The 25342-nt window shown below is 35.4% G+C and carries 27 protein-coding genes; 4 read left to right on the top strand and 23 right to left on the bottom strand.

What is annotated here, in order from left to right; genetic code table 11:
• Positions 1-265 precede the first annotated feature (265 nt).
• The 14 genes from ACPUVN_RS06465 to ACPUVN_RS06400 all read right to left on the bottom strand — a co-directional run bounded on the left by ACPUVN_RS06465 (position 266) and on the right by ACPUVN_RS06400 (position 11258).
• Entirely contained in the window at positions 266-685 is a 420-nt protein-coding gene (locus ACPUVN_RS06465) for a GNAT family N-acetyltransferase (RefSeq protein ID WP_426357313.1), read from the bottom strand.
• 38 nt (positions 686-723) lie between these two features.
• A complete protein-coding gene (locus tag ACPUVN_RS06460) occupies positions 724-2835 on the bottom strand; it encodes a transglutaminaseTgpA domain-containing protein (protein WP_426370237.1) in 2112 nt (703 codons plus the stop codon).
• Entirely contained in the window at positions 2835-3848 is a 1014-nt protein-coding gene (locus ACPUVN_RS06455; RefSeq protein WP_426370236.1) for a DUF58 domain-containing protein, read from the bottom strand. Before ACPUVN_RS06455 ends, ACPUVN_RS06460 begins: the two co-directional genes overlap by 1 nt.
• Positions 3845-4771, bottom strand: a complete 927-nt coding sequence (locus ACPUVN_RS06450) for an AAA family ATPase (protein WP_426370235.1) — start codon at positions 4769-4771, stop codon at positions 3845-3847. Before ACPUVN_RS06450 ends, ACPUVN_RS06455 begins: the two co-directional genes overlap by 4 nt.
• A 292-nt stretch (positions 4772-5063) precedes the next feature.
• On the bottom strand, positions 5064-5396 hold the full coding sequence (locus ACPUVN_RS06445) for a YkgJ family cysteine cluster protein (protein WP_426357309.1): 333 nt from the start codon (positions 5394-5396) through the stop codon (positions 5064-5066).
• Between the two features lie 235 nt (positions 5397-5631).
• A complete protein-coding gene (locus tag ACPUVN_RS06440) occupies positions 5632-6297 on the bottom strand; it encodes a DUF642 domain-containing protein (RefSeq protein ID WP_426357308.1) in 666 nt (221 codons plus the stop codon).
• 253 nt (positions 6298-6550) lie between these two features.
• Positions 6551-6952, bottom strand: a complete 402-nt coding sequence (locus ACPUVN_RS06435; RefSeq protein ID WP_426357307.1) for an MAPEG family protein — start codon at positions 6950-6952, stop codon at positions 6551-6553.
• A gap of 198 nt (positions 6953-7150) precedes the next feature.
• Complete coding sequence (locus tag ACPUVN_RS06430) at positions 7151-7681, bottom strand: M23 family metallopeptidase (protein ID WP_426357306.1); 531 nt, start codon at positions 7679-7681, stop codon at positions 7151-7153.
• 199 nt (positions 7682-7880) lie between these two features.
• The gene (locus ACPUVN_RS06425) at positions 7881-8189 is read right to left on the bottom strand and encodes a hypothetical protein (protein WP_426357305.1); all 309 of its coding nucleotides are present in this window, start codon (positions 8187-8189) and stop codon (positions 7881-7883) included.
• Between the two features lie 75 nt (positions 8190-8264).
• A complete protein-coding gene (locus tag ACPUVN_RS06420; RefSeq protein WP_426357304.1) occupies positions 8265-8480 on the bottom strand; it encodes a hypothetical protein in 216 nt (71 codons plus the stop codon).
• Between the two features lie 140 nt (positions 8481-8620).
• Positions 8621-9097: a hypothetical protein gene (locus ACPUVN_RS06415; RefSeq protein ID WP_426357303.1), complete on the bottom strand. Its 477-nt coding sequence runs from the start codon at positions 9095-9097 to the stop codon at positions 8621-8623.
• A gap of 68 nt (positions 9098-9165) precedes the next feature.
• Positions 9166-10245: a YHYH protein gene (locus ACPUVN_RS06410; RefSeq protein WP_426357302.1), complete on the bottom strand. Its 1080-nt coding sequence runs from the start codon at positions 10243-10245 to the stop codon at positions 9166-9168.
• Between the two features lie 228 nt (positions 10246-10473).
• Positions 10474-10893: a hypothetical protein gene (locus ACPUVN_RS06405; RefSeq protein WP_426357301.1), complete on the bottom strand. Its 420-nt coding sequence runs from the start codon at positions 10891-10893 to the stop codon at positions 10474-10476.
• A gap of 68 nt (positions 10894-10961) precedes the next feature.
• Positions 10962-11258, bottom strand: coding sequence for a YceK/YidQ family lipoprotein (locus ACPUVN_RS06400; protein ID WP_426357300.1), 297 nt, complete (start codon positions 11256-11258; stop codon positions 10962-10964).
• 223 nt (positions 11259-11481) lie between these two features.
• On the opposite strand from ACPUVN_RS06400, the gene ACPUVN_RS06395 reads away from it, so the two are divergent.
• Positions 11482-11658: a DUF6435 family protein gene (locus ACPUVN_RS06395; protein ID WP_426370234.1), complete on the top strand. Its 177-nt coding sequence runs from the start codon at positions 11482-11484 to the stop codon at positions 11656-11658.
• 173 nt (positions 11659-11831) lie between these two features.
• Here the strand turns inward: ACPUVN_RS06395 and ACPUVN_RS06390 are convergent, their stop codons facing one another.
• A complete protein-coding gene (locus ACPUVN_RS06390; protein ID WP_426357298.1) occupies positions 11832-12317 on the bottom strand; it encodes a mechanosensitive ion channel family protein in 486 nt (161 codons plus the stop codon).
• Positions 12318-12816: 499 nt separating this feature from the next.
• Between ACPUVN_RS06390 and ACPUVN_RS06385 the strand changes: the two genes are divergently transcribed.
• Positions 12817-14868, top strand: a complete 2052-nt coding sequence (locus tag ACPUVN_RS06385; RefSeq protein WP_426370233.1) for an alkaline phosphatase PhoX — start codon at positions 12817-12819, stop codon at positions 14866-14868.
• Positions 14869-14949: 81 nt separating this feature from the next.
• Positions 14950-16662: a hypothetical protein gene (locus tag ACPUVN_RS06380; RefSeq protein WP_426370232.1), complete on the top strand. Its 1713-nt coding sequence runs from the start codon at positions 14950-14952 to the stop codon at positions 16660-16662.
• A 100-nt stretch (positions 16663-16762) separates the two neighbouring features.
• On the opposite strand, the gene ACPUVN_RS06375 is transcribed toward ACPUVN_RS06380, so the two are convergent.
• Together ACPUVN_RS06375 and speG are read right to left on the bottom strand one after the other, a co-directional pair.
• On the bottom strand, positions 16763-17695 hold the full coding sequence (locus tag ACPUVN_RS06375; protein ID WP_426370231.1) for a TIGR01777 family oxidoreductase: 933 nt from the start codon (positions 17693-17695) through the stop codon (positions 16763-16765).
• 60 nt (positions 17696-17755) lie between these two features.
• Positions 17756-18283, bottom strand: coding sequence for a spermidine N1-acetyltransferase (gene speG, locus ACPUVN_RS06370; protein ID WP_426357293.1), 528 nt, complete (start codon positions 18281-18283; stop codon positions 17756-17758).
• A 666-nt stretch (positions 18284-18949) separates the two neighbouring features.
• Between speG and argJ the strand changes: the two genes are divergently transcribed.
• Positions 18950-20209, top strand: coding sequence for a bifunctional glutamate N-acetyltransferase/amino-acid acetyltransferase ArgJ (argJ, locus tag ACPUVN_RS06365; protein ID WP_426370230.1), 1260 nt, complete (start codon positions 18950-18952; stop codon positions 20207-20209).
• 123 nt (positions 20210-20332) lie between these two features.
• On the opposite strand, the gene ACPUVN_RS06360 is transcribed toward argJ, so the two are convergent.
• The 6 genes from ACPUVN_RS06360 to ACPUVN_RS06335 form a co-directional block, all read right to left on the bottom strand.
• Complete coding sequence (locus ACPUVN_RS06360; RefSeq protein WP_426357291.1) at positions 20333-20782, bottom strand: SMI1/KNR4 family protein; 450 nt, start codon at positions 20780-20782, stop codon at positions 20333-20335.
• Between the two features lie 54 nt (positions 20783-20836).
• Positions 20837-22084, bottom strand: coding sequence for an MFS transporter (locus tag ACPUVN_RS06355; protein ID WP_426370229.1), 1248 nt, complete (start codon positions 22082-22084; stop codon positions 20837-20839).
• A gap of 350 nt (positions 22085-22434) precedes the next feature.
• On the bottom strand, positions 22435-23010 hold the full coding sequence (locus ACPUVN_RS06350; protein ID WP_426357289.1) for a hypothetical protein: 576 nt from the start codon (positions 23008-23010) through the stop codon (positions 22435-22437).
• Between the two features lie 123 nt (positions 23011-23133).
• Positions 23134-23940, bottom strand: a complete 807-nt coding sequence (locus tag ACPUVN_RS06345; RefSeq protein WP_426370228.1) for a sterol desaturase family protein — start codon at positions 23938-23940, stop codon at positions 23134-23136.
• Entirely contained in the window at positions 23933-24637 is a 705-nt protein-coding gene (locus ACPUVN_RS06340; RefSeq protein ID WP_426370227.1) for a CDP-alcohol phosphatidyltransferase family protein, read from the bottom strand. The genes ACPUVN_RS06345 and ACPUVN_RS06340 overlap by 8 nt, the downstream gene beginning before the upstream one ends.
• A 63-nt stretch (positions 24638-24700) precedes the next feature.
• Entirely contained in the window at positions 24701-25339 is a 639-nt protein-coding gene (locus ACPUVN_RS06335) for an ATP-binding cassette domain-containing protein (RefSeq protein ID WP_426370226.1), read from the bottom strand.
• Positions 25340-25342 lie beyond the last annotated feature (3 nt).

The raw sequence follows: 25342 nt of genomic DNA, 5'->3' as shown, positions 1-25342 counted from the left end.
TCAACGCTAATAAAAACGATTCGTATTATAGTTAGTTTTTGTGTGTTATATCAATGAGAATGTTATAAATAAATCAGATGATCCAACGTAAATGATCACGTCATGATTGACTAAAAACAGTAAGTTGCTTTAAATACGAAGACATTAGAGTAATGTTCAGGAGTGAACAAACATAAGAAATAGAGTGTATTTATCGAGATTTATTGGGTATAACTCGATAGTTATTAAATGATTTAGTGATGAATGGTGATTTCATATAACGCAGTTAAATAAAGCGACACATACCATGACCTAAAGAGTCGCTAGGTCTTAATAAGTAATGATATTTACTATAAAAACCTTCTTTCCCTTTAGCTGATAAAAGACCAATCGTTGCACCCTTTTGTGCTGTTGACGTTAAATAACCTTCAATTTCCAGCATTATAAGTGAACCTATTCCCTGCTTTTGATACTGAGGATCTACAACCACATCCTGAATATAAAAATACATTGCTCCGTCACCAACAACACGCCCCATAGCAATTAGCGTCGCGCTATCGTATACAGTAACGTGGAATAAGGATTGCTCTAAGCTTTTGTTAGCTAGGTTTTTATCAAGATCGCCCCAACCTATTTTACTTCTCAGGTAGATAAAATTATCAGCTGTAGGTTTTTCAAGTTTAACTGTGTATTTATCTTTGAGCATAAAGTCTCTTTGCTGAATTTAGAAAAGTTAAATTTTGACTACAACTTACCTTGAATACGTTTATAGCTTTGTTTGAATGCTTTAGTTGTTGTGATCTTTTGCTTATAGTCTAACGCTTGATATTCTAACGAGCTATATAACTGACTAAATTTCGCGAATTCAAAAGCAATTTCAGGTAGCTCTTTTTTGATCACCAAAACAAAGTCTTTAGGCGTCATAGCTAAAGGTTTATCTATACCCTGTTTGCTAAGCTTTAATAACACAAGTTGATAAAAGTGAGTATTAGAACGTGGTTGCCTTGCTGCATTAATTTGTCTTACTACCCACCATAAAATTAAAGCACCGATAAGTAATAAAGCGTTTTTAACAACAGTTATAAATTCAATATCTTTTAATGATTTAAACGCTAAAGCGAGCTGCGCTAAAAATTGATTTTGTTTTTCCGCAGTATAGCCAACAACCCAACGTGTCCAGTTGTAATCTAATGCCGCAAGTTGTAGTCGAATAGCGTTAATAAAAGCGTTATTGTTACTGTAACGTAGTAATGAGAATGCCTCGTTAGATGATGCCGCTTGCTCTCGTAATAACTGCTCTGAAAAACCACTCTCAACACGTTCAGGATTAATAGCAGCGGTTGGATCAACTCTTACCCAGCCTTTATCTTTAAGCCACACTTCACTCCAAGCATGAGCATCTCGTTGATAAACACTAAAGTAACTACCTTGCGCATTATATTCGCCCCCCATGTATCCAGTAACCAAACGTGATGGAATACCCGCTGCACGCATTAAAAAGGTAAAGCTACTTGCGAAATGTTCACAAAATCCAGCCTTAGTCTCAAAATAAAATTGGTCGAGACTGTTGTTATCTAACCTCGGCGGATTAAGTGTGTATCGGTAAACATCTTGATTAAAGGTAGTTAATACCTCTTGGATAAGAGCAGCATTACCTTGTTCATCGTTAGTATACTTAGCTCGTAAACCTTGTGCTTTTTCAACTAATCTAGGGTTACTACTCTCTGGAATATCTAAATTACGCTCATAAGAATAATCATTTATATCAATAGCTAAAGGCATATCAACGTAACTCGTTACGTAATAGCTGGTGTTTTGTGTAATGGGTTTTTTATTATATAAGGAATAATCTTGGCGATGATAAATTTCATTGCTCTGCGTTCTTGTTGTATCGACTCGAGCTAAGTCTAAAGCGTATAACCAGTTTTGATAAGTTGGTGAAGTGATCACTTGATAATCGAACTGCTTACCCATAGTTTTATCTTCATCAAAATCGTATTGATAAACAACATTTCTACCTGAATGGTTACCTAGTCGGTCATTAAAAATGCCACCTAACCCCGTTTCCCATGATTGACCATCAAATCTTTCCATTACAATGGTTCGCCAATACATTTGTGAGTATGCGGGTACTTGATTATCAAACTTAATTCGAAAAGCCAGTTCATCAGACAAAGCAAGATTAGCTATATCACCAACTTTAACGGAATCAGACAAACCTGTTTTAGCAATTTTTGCTGTTGGTACTGCCCATAAAGGAGCAAGTTTTGGAAATACAAAAAATAAACATATTGCTAACGGCGCACTTTGGAGAAATACTTTTGCAGCCATATTTAAGTTAGCCGAATATTTTTTAGATGGAGCAAAGTAACCAATAATTAACGTGAAGTTAAAAATAATAATAAGTGAAATAATAATGGCAAAATATAAAGATTGTTGAAAAATTAATGACGCAATTAATACAAATAATCCAAGTAGGATCATTTGATAAAAGTCGCTTCTTTTGTTTAACTCAAAGCTTTTTAAAACGTACGATAAGCACAACAAATGTAACATGGTGGATAACAGCCCCAAAGCTTGAGACGTTAAGGCGAGCAAAATACAACCTGTGATAGATAAGATGGCAATGAGTACTTTATTAGGTTTTTGAGTAAGCTTTTTAACAATAGATAACTGCCAACCTAAACATATCGCAATGATTGATAACATCCACCACGACAATTCAAACGATAACGTTAATAAATTAACAAACTGACAAGTGATAAGTAAGAATATATTTTGCTTACTTAAGCTAAAGTTCTTATTAAAAACGGCTGTTTTTTTATTAGCTTTTTTTCTACGTTTTTTAAATAACATTAGTATTCAGCCTCTACATTTGACGAGGAGTAAGCTTTACCTTTTCCATATAAGGCTAAAGCTTGTAAACAGTTTTTTATATGTAAACTGCCTGTAGAGGGCTCTATTTTCAAATTATCAAGTTCTAAACCAAACGGAACATTACTTTTATGATGATCGAGCACTAAAAAGCACAACATCTGTAACTTAGTCTCTATAGGGGATGAAGGTAATTGTTGTAATGTAAGCCAAATCGTACTGCCAAGTTCTTGTTGTGTTGTTTTTGTTAACCAACCTTGGCCTCGTGCCAACTGCTTCCACGCAATTTTAGCATTAGATTCGCCCTGCTTGTATTGTCTAAGTTCACCAAAGTCATCGCCACCTTCAGATACGGTATTACCAATCAATTCTTCATGAAGATCTGCTGCCTCATGTTTTATATGATTAAACACTTTTTTCTCTGGATAGGTTAAAACTTCACAAGAGAAATCTAAATGAGTCCAACAAACAAATAAACCAAAAGCATATTCGCTCGATATCTTTAATCGCCCTGGGTTATTAACTCCGCGAGTTACCGCTTGAAAAGGAACATTAATATCTGATTCCCCGGAGTTAATAACCGCAGCATACGCTTTATCGTTATTCTCAAAGACAAAATTGATATCGAAGCGTTGTTTTTTACTCAAAATGGCGAGAGGAATGCTAACAGTTTGAGTAGCATAAGCCGTTACATTGCTATTAAAAAAAAACTTCAAACGCGACAAGTTAAAAAAGCTGTACATCATCGACGTTAAAAATACACTAGCAAACAAATAACTCATTAATATAATAAGGTTATTTTGATAGTTAGTACCTAGGAGAAAAAGGATCAAAACAGAAAAAACATAGGCATAGCCAAACTTAGTCGGCACAATAAATATATTTCTATTACCTAAGCTTTGTTCATTAGCTGCAGGTATTCTCTGGTTTAGCCACTTATTGAAGCGCTTTTTAAACCATTGTTTAATGCCTGATAATCCGCGCTTAGCAATCATAGAGGATTCGTTGGATCTACTTGTTGTAAAATATTTTTAGCAGCACTCATTTCATTACTCGTTGAAATAGTACCTGTCGTATCTAACCTGTGCTCACAAACAGCTTCAAAAACAGCTTGAATGTCTTGAGGTAAAACATGATCTCTATCATCCATAAACGCCCAAGCTTTTGCAGAAGCTAATAAAGCCTTACCTGCTCTTGGTGATAAAGGATTAACGTTACCTATGTTTTTACGAGAAATCTGACACAGCGCAATAACATATTCTAGAATTGATTCTGATACGTGAGTACCTTCAATCAACTTTTGAATATCCATTAATTGTTCAACAGTAATACAAGCCGCTAAGTTATTAATATCTTCTCGGTTATTACTATTAGCCAATATGCGCTTTTCAGCTTCTACACTCGGAAAACCTAAAGTAATACGCATAGTAAAGCGATCTAATTGAGACTCGGGTAACGGATAAGTACCTGAATGAAACAGCGGGTTTTGTGTGGCAATAACAAAGAACGGTTCAGGTAAAGCATAAGTTTTACCATCAATACTCACATGCGCACTTTCCATTGCTTCAAGTAAAGCACTTTGAGTTTTAGGGCTAGCTCTATTAATTTCGTCTGCTAACACAACTTGGTTAAAGATAGGTCCTTTGTGCAAGGTGAAAGCATTTTTATCTGTATCGAAAATAGAAATACCCACAACATCTGACGGTAGCATGTCACTGGTAAATTGAGTACGTTGATACGATAAGCCCAAGGTTTTTGAAAGTACCTGAGCTAAAGTTGTTTTACCCATACCAGGTAAATCTTCAATAAGAATATGACCTTTAGCAAATAAACACGCTAACGAAAGTCGAATTTCAGGCTCTTTACCGATAACAATAGAACCTACTTGTTGAACAATATTAGCGATTAAATGATGCATAATTCCTACTACAGGCTATTGAAAGCCAAATAAAAAACAAACAGACTAAGATATTAAACTGTTTAGTATTTGAATCTTAAACTTACCGTATAAATGTTTATAGCTCAATTGAAATAAAGATAAACTTGTTTTAAATACATTAGCTTGTATAAGAAATTGACAGAGTAATGAGTGTGATATTGAATTGAGTATAGGTAATATTCTGATCAATAGTATGGATAAGTAGTAAAATAGGTATTAATAAAGTAACAGAGAAGTTAAGCAAATAGCTAAGTTTGTTTACTAAAACAACTTAGCCAACATAAACAACAGGAATAGCGCGTTCATTCTCACATTCGTACGACCCCATTTCAAATTCACGACAAGTCCACGGTCTATTTTCATAAATAGTACACATTGATGTTTCACGATCTAATGCTGAGCAGTAACCATCATCTAAACGAAGCATAGTCTCACCGCCCCACTCATCATGTGCTATGTGTTCTTCAGGAACGCCTGTGTCAGAAATGATCATCACTTCTAACCGACAGCAACAAGCCTGACAAGTCGCGCAAGTAATATCGGGGTTAAGATCTTCATTGCTACTAAGCTCTGAGTGAGTTATTTCTATATTTGATTCAGACATGTTTTACATCAATCATGATTAATGGCGCATGTTAACTTACCTGAATTCGTTAGACTAACAATTTTCGTAATAAGTTGAGATTCTGTCAGTTATCAAAATAGAAGAAATGAGTCTTTTATAGTTAACCATATTGCTAGATAACGCTAATGGGGAAAACAAAACAAAAAGTTTAGCTTTAGAATGCAAAAAGGCTGATCAACAGATCAGCCTTTAATAGATTAACGAAGAGTTTTCGTTATTTCATTTTTCTTCTAGTGGCAACTAAACCAAATACACTTAAAGCAAATAAAGCTAATGTTTCTGGTTCAGGTACTGATGTAGCAGCGGGTCCGAAATTAGAAACAGCTACTACGCTAATATCATCTAAGAAATTACCATAAGTATATTTAGCGTAATCAATAATTGTGAAAGTTAATGTCGCAGAATCACTATCAGCAACAAAACTGTTAGTGAATATACTCCATTCGCCAACAATATGATCATCAAGTACAGCAGAAAAATCATCTACGGTTACGCTAAAGCTTTCGTCACTTTCAGTACTAGAACCAAGTCGTGCACTGTAAGCAAAAAACAATTCGTAAGTTTGACCTATTTCAGTAGCAAATGTTTGAGAGATAGACCAAGAATCACCACCATTACCACCTGCAGCATTTAATTCTGCATGGTTATCACCATCGAAAGAGTCAATACCTAACGTGCTCCATAATTCAATGTTACTTCCATCCCAGCCATTTATATCTGCCGAATCATAGAAATTCCAACCATTACCTCCACCTAAAGCAGAACCAGTTGCAGCTTCTTCAAAACTTCCATTTACAATCAAGTTAGCATTGGCTGAAGCAGCACAAAATACAGATAAAATAGAACTAAAAACAATATTTCTTAAAACTTTATTACTCATAAAATTCACCTTTATAGGTTGATACAACAATATGGTATACAACAATACGATATACAATAACCTTACTAGGCATTAATAATGCCATAAATTATACAGCATTGATTTTAAAGCATTATTGTCAAATAAAAATTAAAACCTAATACAAAGTGTAAATTTTATTGACGTAAACAAGTTTTAAAAATCAAGCGTGAACACTAATAATAGTACAATTTTAAGATAATGCTCAATTATCATCCATAAAAAAGTCACTAATTTATATTTGATGAATGAATAAAGTAATCCATAACCCCAAAACAAACATCAAACCAGCCCAAAATGACAGCATGCGATGAATTATATAATTATAAGTAAGATGAATATAAGAATGAACAATACGAGACACAACAAACAACCAAGCAAAAATAACGGCTATTTCACTTTCAATCTGTAAACTAATAAATAAACAACACACAACATAAAATAAAACAGGCACTTCAAATTGATTATTAAAATTACGCGAAGTTTTCGTTACTATCTTAGGAACATTCTCACCATCCATTAGCTTAAAGTATTTGGCACTTACATCACCTTTTTTCACGCTAGCAAAACGAACTTTAACCGTTATAAAACCTACAACAAAGGTTAATAGCACCATTAAAAATACTGGGTATAACAAACACCTCTCCTTAAAAAAACAAAAAATCGTGATAGATAATATGTGATTCAACTTACAGGTATAAGCTATAAATAACCATTAACTTATTTAATATGGAATAAACATGTGATGTATAGGAGTAAAAGCTTTTTTGATAAATACATAAGGTATCAACAAGCAGTATTAGTGAAAATCAAAGTATTTAAAATTATCCTCTTATTACTTTATATTTATTAACTTTTCATGAGGACTTAATAAGAACATTTTTTTCCAACCTTGGTTCTCCATAGTTGCAAGCCAAGGAACAGGAATGATAGACAATATAGAATAATGCACATGAGGTTGTTTACCTCCAGCGTTACCTGTATCACCAAGCGTACCTATTTCTTTATTGATATTAACAAAGTCACCCAACTCTACGCTGTAACTATTTAAGTGAGCAAAGTAATGTACTCGCCATTTTGGACCCAAAATAGCAACGGCATTCCCACCTTTCCCTAATATGCCAGAAAATATCACAACGCCACTTGTTGAAGCTGCAACTGGTGTCCCTTTTTTTCCAAAAATATCTATTCCTTTATGTACACCAGATGTTCCCCATGGTTCATACCAGAATGTTTCATGATTCCAGTCACTTTCTGTAGCTCCCTGAACAGGGTTTATTATTTCTTCAGGTATAAGAAAACCAATAAGTAGAACTAACCCTAAACTATACATACAATATTTAAGGGTTTTTAAGAATTTTTTCATTATATATAACACCTAGAAGATAATTAAATATTGATTTATTGAAAGGTTAAATAGACTTCACTAACTAAAAAATTACGTTTATTAGATTACATAATTAATGGTACTTTGTTAATGATTTCATCGTTAAATTTACTTGTGATATAACAAGTATTGACTAATATCACATTGGATTAATTAAAAAGGTTTTAACCGATGCAGGTTAACGACTTAATATGTATAAGTAGCCAATAAGAACAACTGAAACGTATAAAAACAACTTAATTGAATCTAAAAAATTTTGTTTAAAGTTAATCAAAGATAAGACTACTAAAGATATAAGCGCAGTACACCAAATACCAATAACGACGAAAACGAACAGTAAATCAATTAAATCTCCTAAGCCATAAGGCTCGCCTGACGCTAAGGCTATTGATTTATAGAAATAAAATTTATATATAAACCCTGAGAAGGCAACAATATAAATAAGCCAGCGACTAGAGCCTAATAATACTTTAAATAATTTTTCCATTGTCTAAACCGCTCCAATGCGAAATAGGTAAAAGTGAAACCTTGCTCGCAAATTGATAAAAACTAACATGATTAGCTATAAGCTAGATACAAGAACAAAGAAGTAACTATTTTTTAAATCATCAATGAAATCTTTAGATTCGATAACAACCTGTGGTGTATGAACCTTAACACCTTTACCTACGTCATTTCGGTTAAATGTAATGGTACATCCATCACTGCTCTTGGCTTCAACCTGAGCTAAATTCTCATCTAAACTACTGATAGTTGATGAAATTACTGATATGTTCATACATCGGTTTTATTTGATTCTATAGTATGAAGATCTAGCACCTGAATGCCATATTCATTTACCAAAGTAACCTTGAACAGATAATGTAATTCTATCAACTAAACAATTAATATTAGGGCATGATAAAACGAAAACAGATTTTATATATCCGCAGTAAAGCCATTCGCCTTGTTTAAAATGTATGACTTTTTGTCTTTACCTAATCGATGAACAAATAACTTTGTTGTGTGTCTGTAAATATCTTTTACTGCTCCATTAATGAGTTGAACAGTTTTGGCTGTATTCAGAACATGTATTTGTTTGAAAGCAATAGATGTTTCGTGACCTAAAGTTACCTTTCCATCACCTAAACTAATACTTTTACCTTCTACCATTATTTTTAATGTACTGCCTATGTGCTTGAGTAATTGTTGATTAAACTCCTCAGGCGAAGTGTACGGGGTGTCAGCAAAGTGTATTTTTACTTCTTTTCTAAAAGCATCAAGTGATGAAGTCAGTTGCAAATTCCACGTATTATTTTCTTTTTCTGTTAGCACAATCACTGAATAGTCAAAACCATGGGCATTAACGCCTGACGAAAACCATAATAAAACAAACAACAAAAAAGCATTTTTCATAAAAAAATCCCCATAAATTTTGGATAAATAAAAAGCCAGCATTCATAAATACTGGCTTTAACTATATTCTACTGTGGAGGACCACCGCCTCCTGGGCCGCCCTGCTCATCACTATCATCTTCAGCCCAAGCACCGTAAAAACAATCTAAGAACTCGTTACTCTCTAAAGACAACACGTGATAATGATAACCTCGAGTTTCATCTTCATGTCCTCTACAAGTATCAAGATCTGTAGCTTCATTACCATCAGCATCCAATTTAGCGAAAAGCCCATGACCATCTAATGCGTAGCCAATCATGGCTGAATGTCCATCCGTCTGCTCAATACGATTAACCATTCCAGTATCACCATGATAGTGATAACCCAAACTGTTATTTACATGCCCTCCCGCATCATCTACTGGTGCAATTTGATATCCAGCAAGAATAATATCGATGTCTGCAGGGTGATCAAACCTAACGCCGTTAAATGCTAACCCTCGAACAGATGGACCATATTCCACACCTTGAACTTCTAACGTAGGTCCATCACTTAATTCAACAGGTTCAGCTTGTTTAACAGGAGTAATAGGGATCAAATATGACACTTCAGTACTAACCCACTCAGGTAAACATTGTGCACACATATTGGTAAATTCATCTTCAATATTTGGATCTGCACCTAGTTCACATTGTTCAGCAGTTTCCATTCGTCGAACACTACCGTCGTCCTCATACATTTTAAAACCAGGATCATCATAAAATACGGCTAAATTTTGGATAAATGGCCCATCTAAATCATGTATTTCGCCTTTATCAAACCAAAGACCGCCCTTTTCTGCCGTATCGTAAATAGTTTCAGGACACCAAGGTCCCATATCATGTTCAGTGGCTATATGTTTTGACGTAATTTGATAACACAAAGTTTCGCTGCCATCGGTTAATGTACAAGAAACTGTATCAACACTTACATTATCACTGTTTAAAAATAGCGTTGCATCAACGTCTAACACGACAGGTGTTGTATCGTCGTCCGTTTCTTCTGTTGTAGTTTCTTCAGTAATCGTTTCATCAGCTGCAGTAGCATCATCATCACTCGTACTAGAACCACAAGCACCTAAAATTAAACTAAATGAAATAGCCGCTACTTTTATGATTGTGTTATTCACACAACTCTCCTCAATCAAAATGGGTTATGCATAAATGAATGTTCAACAGACTCAATTACACTTTGCTCAAACAACTAAGACATTTGTTAGTTTTATTAACGCCTAGTCACCACAGCAATATACCGTAACGCATTGAAAAGAATGTGCAGGAAATGAGGAAACAATAAGGAAATTAAGGAGTTTAGAGAAATAGGTATGAAGTAATTAAATTTAAATAAATGGAAGTCTTTATAAGTTTGCCCATTGTTGTCTCAAACCAATCAAATGAATAATGCCAAATATTAAACAAATAATTGAACTCCAAACCCAAAATTCAGGTGTGCGTCCCATAGGCGATTTTATTAAAAACAAACCAAGGAGTCCACGCGCTAAGTAAATGAAGGTAATTAAAGAAAGTGCCACACGAATGAATGGAAGTTTCGTGATAACACCAGCACCAGAAAAAGCATAAAGTGACCACAAAGAAAGAACCAAAATAATGAAACTCGTGATTATTGTTGGTTGAATACTACCTTTTTCGGCCAATATAGCCATCCCTTCACCCGCACCAAAAAAACGATACCAATGAGCGCCAAAATATATACAACCTAAGTGCAACACAGCAACAATTGCACTTAATGTACCAGCAATAATTAAATAAATATTCATACAACAACTTTTGAGTGGAATAATGTTAAAGGGTTGCTCTAACTAATCATTATGTAAACCTTATGTGGTTAAACGCATTCATTATCATGAAATGTCGTAAACTTTCGTTCTACTTTAGGTGTAACGATAAGATCTACGGGTAATAAAACGGTATCTAATAAGAATGAAAATGGCATATCAAGCACAACAAATGGAAAATTCATCATTGCATAATTCATTGAATTAACGGTACGGCATGGAAAGTTTTTAACTGCATCCTCAGTACCACTATATGGGTGACCAAATGTAATGTGATGAGTTGTTACAGTAGAGCAAGAAAACGTGAATAAACACATTATTGAGATAATTGATTTTTTATATTTCATTGGATTCCTGTAAGAATTAAACCCGCCTTCCAATAGCGTGAGGTATCTTCCTGATAACTTTAATAAATCAAGATTACTCGATTAATGATTAAATTACAAAGCGTTGTTATAACATTTTTAAATCACCTCCTATCTAATCTCAGTAAAAACACAAATAAAGTAATCCTTTATCTCGCCAGCTACGTATAATTAAATAACTAAAGAAAGAACCCAGAGAGATCTTATGTTTTCAATTTTCAAATCAGACCCAACCAAAAAGCTTAACAAAAGCTACGAAGCTAAATTAGAGCAAGCTATGCAGTCGCAACGTAATGGCGATATTAAAACCTATTCAGAATTAACTTATGAAGCTGAAGAAATACTGAAAAAGATTAAAGAGATTGAGAGCAAGCAAAGCTAATAGAGCGAGCTATAAGAATAACGTCGATTAAATAGCCAGTTTAACGTGAGTTAAAACAAGTCAGATTTTAATTTTGATTCTCTCTCGTATTGATCTTGAATAAGCTTTGCAAACTGTTTGAAAAGATAAAGCTCTAGCGAGTACCAGAGCTTTATAAAATTTTGATATGAGCTTTAAGCTTTTTCTGTTACTACTTCTGGGTCTACAATCGAAACTTTGTTGTTCAGCAGTATTGAATTGGGTACTAAGTGCGTAACACCGTCACTTTTTACAGTAATGTAACGTAAGTTCAAATCAACTACTGTACCTTTCGATCCTGTAATTTCAATTTTATTCCCTATTTTTATTGGCTTATAAATAACGATCATAATACCTGACACTAAGTTAGATATTGCGTCCTTTAAAGCTAAACCTAAAGCAAAGCCTGTTAAACCTAATCCTGCGACTAATGCCGCAACATCAAATCCCAATTTAGAAAGTGCTAAAACAACGCCGATAAAGATCAAAATTGCACGTTGTGAATTTGATATTAAACGAAACGATTCTCGTACGCTTGCATCAAACTTTGATTCAATTCTTTTTAGTATTTTATCGATGATCATTGCCGCAATAAAAAACACAGCAAATATTAATACGGCTTCAACTATATTTTCATTCATTTGTAAAACTCACATAAAAAAACAGCGCCAGCAAGTGGCATAATTAAAGGTAAATTAGCTATTTTGAGGTGATCTTATTTACTCATTTTTAAGCGTTAAATAACCTTTATTTTGTTCGCCTTAATTATTCTTAATATCATGAATATATTAATGGCGCGTACATATACGCCAGCTTTAATTAAAAGACAAGAAATAACGTTAATACCTCTGTAAATAGTCGTTATGTAATTACCCTACTTTCCTTTTTAATTATCACTATAAATAGCGCCATCAATCACTACTTTTTAATAGTCATCTTTTACCTAAAAATAAGTCTATTAATACAAGGTTCAAATTTCTGTAACAGAAACATCACATTAGCACTCTAGTCTATGTGCAAATTTATGACTTACCCGTAACTACTACCTCCTGTGGTATCAGCTACTTAAGGTTTTTCATAAGCACTGCAGACAAAAATGATAAATAACAATAATTCAATTTTACGAGAGGACACACACTAATGATGACTGAATCAAAATTATCTAAATCAATAAGAGCGGTACTAATCAGCGCACCAATTATATTACTTGCAGCTTGTGGTGATGACGGAAAAGATGGTGTTGCTGGAACAGACGGTTTATCTGCAGTAACAAAAGTAGAAACAATTGCAGCAACAGATGCTTGTCCTAATGGCGCAACAACATTACATGCAGGGACAGATACAAACGCTAACGGTGAATTAGACGATTCAGAAATTCAATCATCATCTACTTTATGTTCAGCTGAAGATGCAACATCACAAATGATTTCAGCTACAGCAAAAATTAAGTTTGAAAGTGTTGAAGCACCTTCTACTAACTACGACAAGCGTCAAATATTAGTAGGCAATGCAAAAGTGGTAGACGGAACAACTGAAACATCACTTAACGTTAGCTACCATACACTGGCTCGTTCTGGCGATATGTTTGACGATGTAGCTTTTGGTCAGTTAATTAACAGCGAAGGCCAGCCGTTATACTCAGAAGATGGTGCTCGTAAAATCTCTAACTCAAACGAATTTACCTCATTACTACCTGTTGGCGACCGTTTGTTCTCAGTATCACAAATCGAATCTCGCCCTGGTGCTATGTTCATGATGGAACTAGACCAAAACAAAAGTAACGGTGAGTTAAACGTTAAGAAAATGTGGCAACTTGATATGTCTGGTGTAGACGGTGGTTGGGTACATTGTGCAGGCTCTGTAACACCTTGGAACACACATTTAGCTTCTGAGGAGTATGAACCAAATGCTCGCTCTTTAGTTACTGGTGCTGATGCATTAGCAAATAGTGGAACTGCAGCATTCTTAGAATATTTTGATAACGACGAATCAAAATGGAATGCTTACCAATTAGGTTGGCCTATCGAGGTTGCTGTAGATGGTTCTGAAGCAACACCAGAAGCAACATTAACTAAACACTATTCGGTTGGCCGTATGGCATTCGAATTAGCCTATGTAATGCCAGATCAAAAAACTATGTACATGACAGATGACGGTACGAACGTTGGTTTATACATGTACATTGCTGATACAGCTGGAGATTTAACAGCTGGTACTCTGTATGCAATGAAATGGAATCAAACAAGTGGTGAAGGTCAAGGTGCTGCTGATTTAACTTGGATTGATTTAGGTCATGCAACTGATGCAGATATCAAACCTTATGTTTCTGGTGATAGCCAAGTTGCTTTTACCGACATTTTTGAAACAGCAGACGTAACTGATGGTGTTTGTCCTGACGGTTTCACCTCAATTAACCAAGGCGGTATTGGTCAAGAGTGTTTGAAAGTTAAAATAGGCATGGAAAAAATAGCCTCACGTCTAGAAACACGTCGCTATGCAGCAATAATGGGCGCTACAACAGAGCTACGTAAAGAAGAAGGTATTACATTTGACGTAACGCGTAACAAATTATACTTAGCTATGTCCGAAATTGGACGTGGAATGGAAGACTTTAAGAGTAAAGGAAGCGCAAGTAATTCTTACGACTTAGGTGGCAGTAACGACATTCAACTTTCAGGCTTTAATACCTGTGGCGGTGTTTATCAGTTAGACGTTGCAGGTAACACAACTATGGGTTCTGATTACGTAGCTACAAATATCTCAGGCTTAATTCAAGGTATTCCTGCTGTTGATAGTTGGGGGAATACTATAGATGTAGTTGCCAATGCTGACGTGTTCAACAACGGCATGAACAACTGTAATATTGATGGTATCGCTAACCCTGACAATGTCACTTACATGAGTGGTCACGACCAATTAATTATTGGTGAAGATACTGGTAGCGGACATCAAAACGATGTTATCTGGGCCTTAGACCTAAGTGATAACACTATGGCGCGAATTCAAACTACGCCATACGGTTCAGAAACTACATCTCCTTACTGGTACCCGAACATTAATGGTTGGGCATATCTAACAAGTGTTGTGCAACATCCATACGGCGAGTCTGATGGTGATAAGAGCACAGATACTGGTGAAGATCGTGCTTACACTGGTTATGTTGGTCCTTTCCCTGCTCAAAAATCAGAATAAATGACCATTCATTTAAATCAATAAGTTGAAATACCAAGGGGACTATTTGTCCCCTTTATTGCGTTACCGGAGATGTAAATCATGTTTTTTTCTACTCGACACCTTTTAGAGCATAAACGTTCGCTGCTCACTTTATCTTTAATAAGCTTATGTTTCTCTGCTCATGCCGAGCACCTTGATTTGAACAAAGATATGTTCGTAAATAGATTGAGTCACCCTACTCCTTATATTCCAGCACAATGCTATGTAAATCCAGTGGTGAGTAAAGGTGAAAATGGACAAAGTAATGAAGTAGCCAATGCTTGTTATGCATGTCATACCAACAGTAAAGGTCCGAATGTACTTAACGATATTGACTCACAAGTTGAATATAACTTCCCTGAAGCTGGCATGCATAATCCTTGGGATAACCTATTTTCTGATAATCGTGAAAAAGTAAAACAGATATCTGATGAAGATATTATGGCGTATGTAAAACAAGATAACTACTTTGATGCCGACGGTAACATTATCCTCAATGAACGCTTAAAAAGCCAAGCAAGTACCTTTGACTCGAACGGCAATGATCAATGGGATGGTTACAAAGCCGATATTTACTTTAATTTTGACAACAAAGGTTTTGATCATAAACCTGATGGCAGCTTTACTGGATGGCGTAGTTACGCTTACTACCCATTAGTTGGAGGTTTTATGCCAACAAACGGCGCAACCGATGATGTAAGTATTCGTTTAGCCGATTCTTTACGTAAGAATAAACAAGGTGAGTTCGACCAAGAGATTTACACCATTAACTTAGCAATTGTCGAAGCGCTAATCTTAGAGAAAGATATTCCTATAAGCTCAGCTGACGAAGCTAAGCTAGGTGTAGATTTAGATAAAGATGGTGAATTAGCTATTGCCAGCCTAGTTAAATATGATTGGGCGCCTTTAGAGCAACGTTTTATGAGTTACGTTGGTGAAGCCGCTGATTTACTGAAACAAGGCAAGTTACACCTTGCGGCTAAAATGTTTCCTGAGGGTACAGAGTTTGTTCACTCTGTTCGTTATCTCGATATAAACGAGAATGACCAAGTAACTATGGCTCCTCGAATGAAAGAGTTACGTTATGCTAAAAAACGTGCCTGGAAAACTTACTACGATTTTGAAGTGATCAGTGAAGACGAAATTAAAGAACGTCATGACTTCCCCGATCGTACTAAACAAATAAGAGGCTCAGCTGAAGAAGGTGTTCGCGTACTTCAAGGTTGGACATACCAAGGTTTTATTGAAGATAAGCAAGGCGATTTACGTCCTCAAACTTATGAAGAACAAGCATCATGTACGGGTTGCCATAGCGCAACAGGTATATTGATGGATACAAATATTTCATTCTATCGCAAATTGCCGCCTAGCAGCTTTCAACAAGGTTGGTACCATTGGGATCAACGTTCTATGCATGGCACACCAGAACCTAAGCGTGAAAGTGATGGCGAATACGAATACTCTTATTATTTGAAAAACAATCCAACAGGTGATGAATTTAGATCGAATCAAGAAGTAAAAGAACGATTTTTTGATAAAAAAGGTCAGCCAAGAGCTGAAATGTTTGAACGTTTACATAACGATATTTCATTACTCATGATGCCATCTAAAGAACGTGCCATCGCGTTAAACAAAGCTTATAAAGTTATTGTAGAAGCGCAAAGTTATATCAAAGGTAAAACGCCGTTACTTGAACCATTAACTGATGAAGTGTTTAAAGACATTAAACCAGGACAAGAAACTGGCATAACAAATCCTCTAAGTGCTTTCTAGAGTTTTAAATGGTTAAGTAACCTGAGCTCGGCTTAACGAATAAATAACAAAGCCACTCAAATGAGTGGCTTTTTGTTTGCCTAATCGATACGCGCCATAATTAATTCAGAATCTCAATCAAAGCAGTTTCAAGCTCAGGATATTTAAAAATATAGCCAGTTGCTAAAGCTTTTGCAGGAACTATCTTCTTACCCGCTAATAACAACTCTTCGCCCATATCTCCCATTAATAACTTTATTACAAAAGCAGGCATCGGCAACACGGTAGGACGACCAAGTACCTTTCCTAATGCTTGAGTGAAATCTGTGTTCGTTTTAGGTTCAGGTGCAGTCCCATTAATCGCGCCTTTAACTTCTTCATTAACAATACAATGTAAAATGATCCCCACTAAATCATCAAGATGGATCCAAGACATCCACTGTTTACCTGAACCCATTTTCCCACCTAAGCCAAGCTTAAACGGCGGCAGCATTTTACTTAACGCCCCACCATTTTTACCTAATACAACTCCCGTACGTAGCAAGCAAGTTCTAATGCCTAATGTTTCAGCTTCTACAGCCAAAGCTTCCCATTGTTGACATAGCTCGCTAGAAAAACTGTTATCACCTGAGCCATACTCATCAATACTTTCATTACTTTCTGTTATGCCGTAATAACCAATAGCTGAACCACTAATAAAGAGTTTGGGCTTATGTTGTGTTGTATTAAAATATTCAATGAGGCTTGTTGTTGTATCTAACCGACTATCAACAATCTTTTGTTTCTGGACATTATTCCAACGTTTATTGGCAATAGGCTCACCAGCTAGATTAATAACAAGATCAAACACTTCTGATTTCTTTACTTTATGCAGAGAAGATATAAATTTAACACAGCCTTTAGACTCTTCATCAATGCTCGCTTTAGCTTTAGCGGTACTTTTTACTTTTTCAGGATAACGAGTTACAACTACCAATCTATGATGTTGTTTTAATAAAACGCTACAAAGTTTTGTACCAACAAAGCCTGTTCCGCCTGTAATTAAAATATTCATATGTTCCCTTTTATTGAGCTTCTATCAACTAGCAATAAGCACCATTCAAATTAAACAAACCTACAGAGCTTTATGTTTCTCAAAATATTCATTCTGTAAAATATACATACGCTTAGCGTCTTTATATTCACCGTTGATGAAAAACTCTTTAACAAAGTGCCCTTCTTCAATAAAGCCACAATCCTTATATAAATGAATCGCTTTTTCATTGTCTATAGCCACTAATAAGTAAACCTTAAACAAATTCAAGATAGAAAAAGAATAATCTAGTGCTTTATAAATTAAGCTTCTTGCGTAACCTTTACCTTGATGTTCAGTATTAATAATAATTTGAAACTCAGCTCGACTATGTATGTAATCAATTTCAATTAACTCAACCAAACCAATAAGATCTTTTTTATGGTTTTCTACAATAAATCGACGTTCAGCGTTGTCATGTATATGTCGGTTGTAGAGTTCTTCTAATTCATCAAACGATTCATAAGGTTCTTCAAACCAATAAGACATGATTTTACGGTTGTTATTCAAGTTATGAATAAAGCGTAAATCACTGCGTTCAAGTGCTCTTAAAAATAATTGATCTTGCATACTTAACTAACCTTATAAAAAGCTTACAAACTAACATCGCGTAATAAACCGCTTTAAGCTCGGTTCTTTAGTAACTTGGCTTTGCGGTAACATTCAAAACACTTATCAAAAATCTAAAACACCATTAAACAAGCGACTTTTACTTAACGTACTAACTTATAAATAGCGTATATATCAGCTGGGCTAAATGGCGCGACAATATAATCCTAAAATTATTCTTGCGCTACTTATTTTATTGCCTAAATATCAATTAGTTTCTGGCTGTTTTATAAGCGTATAAATTTAGTTGTTTTTCTTATCTTCACTAGTGTTTTACTAAGGCAGCTAGGTTAAAGCTTATATCAAGTATAGGTGATTATTGTCAGTATGAAGATCACTATAATAGACTCCACATTCCTAGTTATACATCTGGCTATAAAGCTTTCTTATTATTAGAGACTTCAAGATGGTTTATTGTTATTTAATTCAATACGGCTTAGATGAAATTTTAGATCAGTTTATGATTATTATGGATTTATGTTCATTTAACGCTCAAGTTAAACATTCCTAATACAACTCAGTGCCTTAGTATTGATTTAATAAAATATGTTTAGAATAGCTTTTGCATAGAAACCCATAAAAGCGTAATATTTACCTACTTTATCTCCTCTATTATTAAAATTTTTTATGCCTGTAAATTTACCTGAAATTAACCCTGCTTTACTTACTCCTATTCAAGGCATACGCCTAGGCTGGGCTGAATCGAATATAAAAACACTAAACCGTAAAGATTTATTGGTTATTGAAATTGCCGAAGGCAGTTCAGTATCGGGTGTTTTTACTCAGAATCGCTTTTGTGCTGCACCAGTGACTTTATGTAAAAAACATTTAGCTGCAGTAAAAAACAAAAACATTTCGGGTATAAAAGCTTTAGTCGTAAATACAGGTAACGCCAATGCGGGTACAGGTGAACAAGGCATGTTAGATGCGTTAACTACGTGTGCAACCTTAGCTGAAATTATGGCTATTACAGCAGAGTCTATATTACCGTTTTCAACAGGCGTAATTTTAGAACATCTACCTATGGATAAACTACTAGCGGGTTTACCGCATGCGGTTACGAATTTAACATTAGATAATTGGGCTGATGCCGCCACTGCAATTATGACAACAGATGTTGCACCAAAAGCTTATTCTACAAAAGTTGCTTTGGGTACTGATGAAGTTGTTATAACAGGTATTTCCAAAGGGGCAGGCATGATCCATCCTAATATGGCAACCATGTTGGGTTACGTAGCTACAGACGCAAATATTTCACAATCATTATTAGATGAAATGACAAAAGAAATTGCTGATTTGTCTTTCAACTGTATTTCTGTAGATGGCGACACGTCAACAAACGACTCGTTTATCATTATCGCTACAGGTAAAAGTTCGGCACCTGCTATTACAAGTCGACATGATGCAGGCTTTAAAGAAGTATTTACTGCCATGCTTGAAACATCTCAATATTTAGCGAAAGCCATCATTCGTGATGGTGAAGGTGCAACAAAATTTATTACAGTAAATGTTAATGGCGCTTTAAGTCTTGATGAAGCTAAAACTATAGGTTTTTCTATTGGTAAAAGCCCATTAGTTAAAACCGCAATGTTTGCTTCAGATCCTAACTTAGGTCGTGTACTTGCTGCTATCGGTTATGCATCAAGAGAATGTAAATCGTTAGAAGATTTAGATACAACCGACTTAGAACTCTATTTTGGTGACGTCTTAGTGGCTGAAAAAGGCGGACGAGCTGAAAGTTATCAAGAAGAGCAAGGTCAGGCGATAATGAATGAAGCTGAGATAGAAATAACCGTGCAACTTCATCGTGGTAAAGCAGACGCTACTATTTGGACCTGTGATTTTAGTTACGACTACGTGAAAATTAACGCTGAGTATAGAACCTAGCTTTACGAAAATGTTTTGCTAGTTCAACTTAAACTTAATTTTTAACAGAAATGGTATTTAATAGTAAATACCATTTCTATGTTTTACTGACTTGAAATTAAAAGATATTTAAAAGTAAACACCTTAGCTTTTATTAAAAGCTTCTAACCACTGTATAAATGAATCTGATACTTTTTCAACACTAAACGCCGAACGATCAAAAAACCAGACAGCAACATCTTCTTGTTCAACTAAACAATCTGTTAGCTTAAAACAAAACATATTACCGCTCGCATCAGAAGCAAACAAAATATGCCCTTTCTCCATACCACTCATTTCATAAAGAGAAGATAAAGAAGATACATCATCTAAACTTAAAAAATCATGTACCTGACCTAGCTTAGTATCTAAATCAATAACTTTACTCATTACATTGAGCGAACGAACTAATCCATAAGTACTCAATAAATATTTATAAGCATTAGGTAATACACAGCCCATCTGTGACTCAAGTTCAGCAATATCATCTGCACTTTGTGGCGACATAGCATTCTTGCCAGCCCAAGCTTCTATAAAAGCATCTATGTTCTTCACGGGTAAATTCCTAAGTTATAAAAAGTAAGGGGTAATAAGGTAAACAAAAAAACCTTATTTTATCTGATCAGCACGGGTATAAAATCGAAGTGTCGCTAATAAGCATAACGCACAAACTGCGGTAATAGCTGAAACAATTGGAAAACCAAAAGCTTGAGCCAAAGCACCCACCGCAATAGCACTAACCGCTGGAACACCCATTGCCATCATAGACCAAAAACTTAACACTCGTCCTCTGTAAGCATCATCAACCATTAACTGTGCTAACGCTTGTGCGCCAGTACCTGCAACTGTTGTCATTAAACTCAAGATAAAAATTAAAGCACAAAATTGGTACAAGCCACTGAGAAATTGAATTGAAATTAACGTTAACGCTGCAAACATTAAGCAATAGTTCACCAGTTTAATTAATCGTTTAGGCGCACCACTTTGTCGGCTAACTAATAAGCCGCCAGCAATTGATCCTGCACCAGCAATAGCACTTAAGGTTGCTAATGTTTCTGCAGTTCCTTGCAGTAATTGCCCAGAAAATGCAGGTAATAATTCCATAATAGTTCGACCTAACAAACCATTGATAAAAGTAAAACAAAGGATCAAACGAATAATAGGATGAGCTGCTGCGTAAACGAAACCTTCCTTTAACTCATTAAAAAAGCTTGAGGTACGTTCGCGTTTTAATGGTTTAACGCCCTTAATACTGATCAACGAAGGTATTGAGGCTAAACAAAAACAGCTTGCCACATAAAATGCGATAGATTCAGAATATGAAGCAACTAACCACGCGCCAATGGCAGGACCAATAATACGCGATGTGTTAAACAGCATAGCACCGTAACCTATAGCACTAGGTAAAGCATCACGTGGAATTAAACGAGGAACTAACGCTAAACGTATCGGTTGATGCGCTGATGTAACAACACCAAGTAAGACGGCTATAACCATCAACAAAGGTAAATTAAGAATCCCTAAGCCATGAGAAATTCCCGCTAACGATGCAATAACACCTTGCGAGAGCACAGTAACAATTAAACCATTTCGGGGATTAATACGGTCAGATACGATACCAAATACAGGAGAGAACAAAAAAGTGGGTAGTAACATGGCTGCGGCAACGACCCCAACCCAAAATGCAGAATGTGTGAGTTGCCATGCTGTCCAACCAACCAAAAAGCGAACAATCCAAACAGCTAAGGTTGCAAAACAACTTGCTGGAAAGTAACGACGGTACATAGGCTCTGAAAAAGCAGAACGATGCTGACCTACGTTATTCTCTGTATTGTCTTTATTTTGACTTGATGACAATGCCTAAACCTTAAAGTTGGAAGTGATGTGTTTATTGTTTTAAATGACTTTACGTACAGTAAGATCATTTACTTACATACTAATTTTTTCGACAGATAGAAATACATTCGAATTTAACACTCTTTGCGGTAAAGCGTTATGACGAAAATCAATAGAAAGAAATGGGCGTGGCCCATTTTATGGAGGCAGATTATACATTGAATATATGGCAAAAGCTTAGTTCTAATAAGCTTTTGGGTAACATAATATGAAATAAGAAAGTTTATAGCCGTATTTTCAAGCCAACTATGTTCTTGGATTTCCAAAAGGACTAATGTTAAAGATATGGATAGTTGAGTATCAGTGAAAAATCATCTTTCCACTTGAATAGTCACATCAGCTATTCCTTGATCATCTAAAATACTAACAAGCTTGTTTATTCCGTCTTCTTCGTAAGTGAACATAATCGTATCTCTAATATTTATTTTATTATGTTCGGCAGGAATTTGATTTTGGTAATACTTCACCATCGCTTTACTAGAGATAGTTGAGATATAGCGTAATGTAATAACACCAAGAGAAGCCGTATCTGTTATTTCTTTTGTTAACGCTGTTGGATGTATAGGCATACCGTAAAAGTCGTCAATATTTGCTTTCATACCTGTCTTGCTTAATGCATTCTTATTTGTACTTACGTTGGTATCTTCAATAATGGCGACTGGAGATTGGCTCACCTTAGTTGTCGTATTTTGTGCAGATGTTGTGATGGGAATGAGTACATCTTGCACTTTTAGCGTAATGCCTTTACAAGCAAAATCTTGGATCTCTAGTCGACCATCTGCCGTTTTACAGTGATATATTTTTGCTGCAGATACTTTCGAAGACACGAGTAAAGGTAAGGATATTATTAATAAAGAGAGAGTTAATGAAAGTCCATTTTTATACATTAAAGTAACCTTTAAATTACGGTGTTTAGAAGCTTTAGACCTTAAATCTAAAATTCACTTCCTTTTGATAGGCGTAAATTAACCTAAAGAGACTAACTTTCAAAGGTCTATATGTGTCTAAAGCTATTTATTTTTAAATGGCATAGCTAACAGAGCCAAAATTGAAGCATTTTGTTTCTCTTCTGGATATTGCACTAAACCAATATCAAGTTCGTTATCACTTTTAATCGCTTCACTTCTGTAACTGCCAAAGAGCTTGTCCCACCAAATCACACTAAAACCGTAGTTAGAATTTGTTTCTTTAACTACTTTGCTGTGATGTATACGGTGTAAGATTTGCGTCATTAATAATAAACGTAAAGGTTTCTCAATAGCTTGAGGTAAACGTATGTTTGCGTGATTAAATAAAGCTAAACCATTTAAGGCGATCTCAAAAATCAATACGGCAATGGCAGGTGCACCTAACGTCGTTACAACAATTAACTTGATCAGAATACTTAATACAATTTCAATAGGATGAAAACGTAACCCTGTACTTGTATCTACATGCGCATCAGCATGATGAACTCTGTGTAAACGCCATAACATAGGCACTAGATGGAACATTCTATGTTGCCAATAAATAACGATGTCTAATATCAATAAACTTAATACGAGGGTTAACCAACTAGGTATGTTTGTATCTATATAGAATAATTGATTGAACAAGCCAATAGTGTTTTCTGTGTTATAAAGCGCAACCGCTGTTAAACCAACAGGAATAGTTAATCGCGCTAGAACAGAAGAAGCAAATACTAATCCGAAATTAGCTGTCCAACGTTTAGCTTTTGCCACAGGCGATCTTCGGGCAGGCTTTTGCCATTCAAGCAGCATCATAATAATGAGCACACTAAAAAAACACCCAAGACGCCACCAAACTTCGTTAGTCATGTTTAATCTCGGTATCTTCAACAGTATTCGTGTTTGAATTAGAGTTGCTTTCTAATACAACTTGGCTTTCTTTTAATGACGCTTCTTGATCTTTAAGGGTGTTATATCCACCGTGTATACGGGTAAAGATGGTGATCATACAAGCAAGCGAGAATATTAACGCTAACCAATGGAATGATCCTGGCCATATACAAAAAGCAATAAACAAAGCTATGGTTTCAGTCCCTTCAGTTAAACCGTTAAGATAATAAAAACTCTTATATTTGAATTGTGGTTTATCAATTTTGAATTTCTCAGCAGCAATCGCAAAAGCTAAAAAACTTGAACCGGTACCGATAAAAGTCGCGAGTAAGATAGAACCTGCAATACCATTTAATTCTGGATCCGCAAAAATAAAACCTAACGGAATAGCCGCGTAGAAGAGAAAGTCTAAGGTGATATCTAAAAATCCACCTGCACTTGAACTTTGATTAGCATAGCGAGCGAGTGCACCATCTAAACCATCTAGAATACGGTTTACCACAATAGCCGCAAGCGCCCAATACCATAACTGAAAAGCTAATAAAGGTACTGCTAACATGCCTACTAAAAAACCATAAAAAGTGAGTTGATCAGCGGTGATATTGCGTTTGTGTAATAAGCTAACAACAGGTGTTAACAAAGGCTTTATTACGGGAGTGATATATTTGTCTAACATACGACTTACTCTGATTTAGTTTAATTAAGCCAAGCTAAGATTAATAATGAGTGAATAAAATGATTAGCTTAACTTACTTAAGGTGATTATTTTTCCAATAGCTGCTTCTGCGTCACTGTGATCATGAGTCACCATAATTGCAGGCAGTTGATGATATCGAATTTGTTCAAATACCAATTGTCGCGTATCTTCGCGTAATTGTGAATCTAGCTTACTAAAAGGTTCATCAAGTAAAATCGCTTTTGGTTCACTCAGTAATACTCTTAATAAAGCCACGCGTGCCTGTTGTCCGCCAGAAAGGTTATCTGGATGACGATTAGCTAAACCTTGCAAACCTACTTGTTCTAGAGCTGCATCAATTTTTTCAAGACGTTGCTTTTTATTACCAGGAGGCATAGCAAAAGCAATATTACCTGCCACTGATAAATGAGAGAACAGTAACGCATCTTGATACAAAACACCCACATGACGTTGATGTGCGGGAGTAAAGGTAATATTAGAGTCGTTTAACCACACTTCCCCATCGGCATTAAAACCCGATGGCAGAGAACCCGTTAGCCAGTTAAGTAAAGTTGATTTACCACTGCCTGACGGTCCCATTAATGTGAGGATCTCACCACCATTAACTTGCTCGTTCAAACTGAGTAATAACTCGTTTTGACGAAACAATTGTAAATTCTTTATATGTAAAGATGACTGCATTTA

Source organism: Pseudocolwellia antarctica (assembly GCF_049933045.1).
Taxonomy (GTDB): domain Bacteria; phylum Pseudomonadota; class Gammaproteobacteria; order Enterobacterales; family Alteromonadaceae; genus Pseudocolwellia.
Note: the sequence above shows the minus strand (reverse complement) of the source record. Positions and strands in the feature narration are given on the sequence as shown.

What these genes read in the sequence shown, in the direction of transcription:
- ACPUVN_RS06380 (WP_426370232.1), top strand. Translation starts at nt 14,950, where the DNA reads ATGTTTTTTTCTACTCGACACCTTTTAGAGCATAAACGTTCGCTGCTC.
- ACPUVN_RS06340 (WP_426370227.1), bottom strand. Translation starts at nt 24,637, where the DNA reads ATGTTAGACAAATATATCACTCCCGTAATAAAGCCTTTGTTAACACCT.
- ACPUVN_RS06445 (WP_426357309.1), bottom strand. Translation starts at nt 5,396, where the DNA reads ATGTCTGAATCAAATATAGAAATAACTCACTCAGAGCTTAGTAGCAAT.
- speG (WP_426357293.1), bottom strand. Translation starts at nt 18,283, where the DNA reads ATGCAAGATCAATTATTTTTAAGAGCACTTGAACGCAGTGATTTACGC.
- ACPUVN_RS06405 (WP_426357301.1), bottom strand. Translation starts at nt 10,893, where the DNA reads ATGAATATTTATTTAATTATTGCTGGTACATTAAGTGCAATTGTTGCT.
- ACPUVN_RS06395 (WP_426370234.1), top strand. Translation starts at nt 11,482, where the DNA reads ATGTTTTCAATTTTCAAATCAGACCCAACCAAAAAGCTTAACAAAAGC.
- ACPUVN_RS06440 (WP_426357308.1), bottom strand. Translation starts at nt 6,297, where the DNA reads ATGAGTAATAAAGTTTTAAGAAATATTGTTTTTAGTTCTATTTTATCT.
- ACPUVN_RS06385 (WP_426370233.1), top strand. Translation starts at nt 12,817, where the DNA reads ATGATGACTGAATCAAAATTATCTAAATCAATAAGAGCGGTACTAATC.
- ACPUVN_RS06415 (WP_426357303.1), bottom strand. Translation starts at nt 9,097, where the DNA reads ATGAAAAATGCTTTTTTGTTGTTTGTTTTATTATGGTTTTCGTCAGGC.
- ACPUVN_RS06345 (WP_426370228.1), bottom strand. Translation starts at nt 23,940, where the DNA reads ATGACTAACGAAGTTTGGTGGCGTCTTGGGTGTTTTTTTAGTGTGCTC.
- ACPUVN_RS06335 (WP_426370226.1), bottom strand. Translation starts at nt 25,339, where the DNA reads ATGCAGTCATCTTTACATATAAAGAATTTACAATTGTTTCGTCAAAAC.
- ACPUVN_RS06400 (WP_426357300.1), bottom strand. Translation starts at nt 11,258, where the DNA reads ATGAAATATAAAAAATCAATTATCTCAATAATGTGTTTATTCACGTTT.
- ACPUVN_RS06430 (WP_426357306.1), bottom strand. Translation starts at nt 7,681, where the DNA reads ATGAAAAAATTCTTAAAAACCCTTAAATATTGTATGTATAGTTTAGGG.
- ACPUVN_RS06390 (WP_426357298.1), bottom strand. Translation starts at nt 12,317, where the DNA reads ATGAATGAAAATATAGTTGAAGCCGTATTAATATTTGCTGTGTTTTTT.
- ACPUVN_RS06350 (WP_426357289.1), bottom strand. Translation starts at nt 23,010, where the DNA reads ATGTATAAAAATGGACTTTCATTAACTCTCTCTTTATTAATAATATCC.
- ACPUVN_RS06465 (WP_426357313.1), bottom strand. Translation starts at nt 685, where the DNA reads ATGCTCAAAGATAAATACACAGTTAAACTTGAAAAACCTACAGCTGAT.
- ACPUVN_RS06420 (WP_426357304.1), bottom strand. Translation starts at nt 8,480, where the DNA reads ATGAACATATCAGTAATTTCATCAACTATCAGTAGTTTAGATGAGAAT.
- ACPUVN_RS06455 (WP_426370236.1), bottom strand. Translation starts at nt 3,848, where the DNA reads ATGATTGCTAAGCGCGGATTATCAGGCATTAAACAATGGTTTAAAAAG.
- ACPUVN_RS06375 (WP_426370231.1), bottom strand. Translation starts at nt 17,695, where the DNA reads ATGAATATTTTAATTACAGGCGGAACAGGCTTTGTTGGTACAAAACTT.
- ACPUVN_RS06460 (WP_426370237.1), bottom strand. Translation starts at nt 2,835, where the DNA reads ATGTTATTTAAAAAACGTAGAAAAAAAGCTAATAAAAAAACAGCCGTT.
- argJ (WP_426370230.1), top strand. Translation starts at nt 18,950, where the DNA reads ATGCCTGTAAATTTACCTGAAATTAACCCTGCTTTACTTACTCCTATT.
- ACPUVN_RS06450 (WP_426370235.1), bottom strand. Translation starts at nt 4,771, where the DNA reads ATGCATCATTTAATCGCTAATATTGTTCAACAAGTAGGTTCTATTGTT.
- ACPUVN_RS06425 (WP_426357305.1), bottom strand. Translation starts at nt 8,189, where the DNA reads ATGGAAAAATTATTTAAAGTATTATTAGGCTCTAGTCGCTGGCTTATT.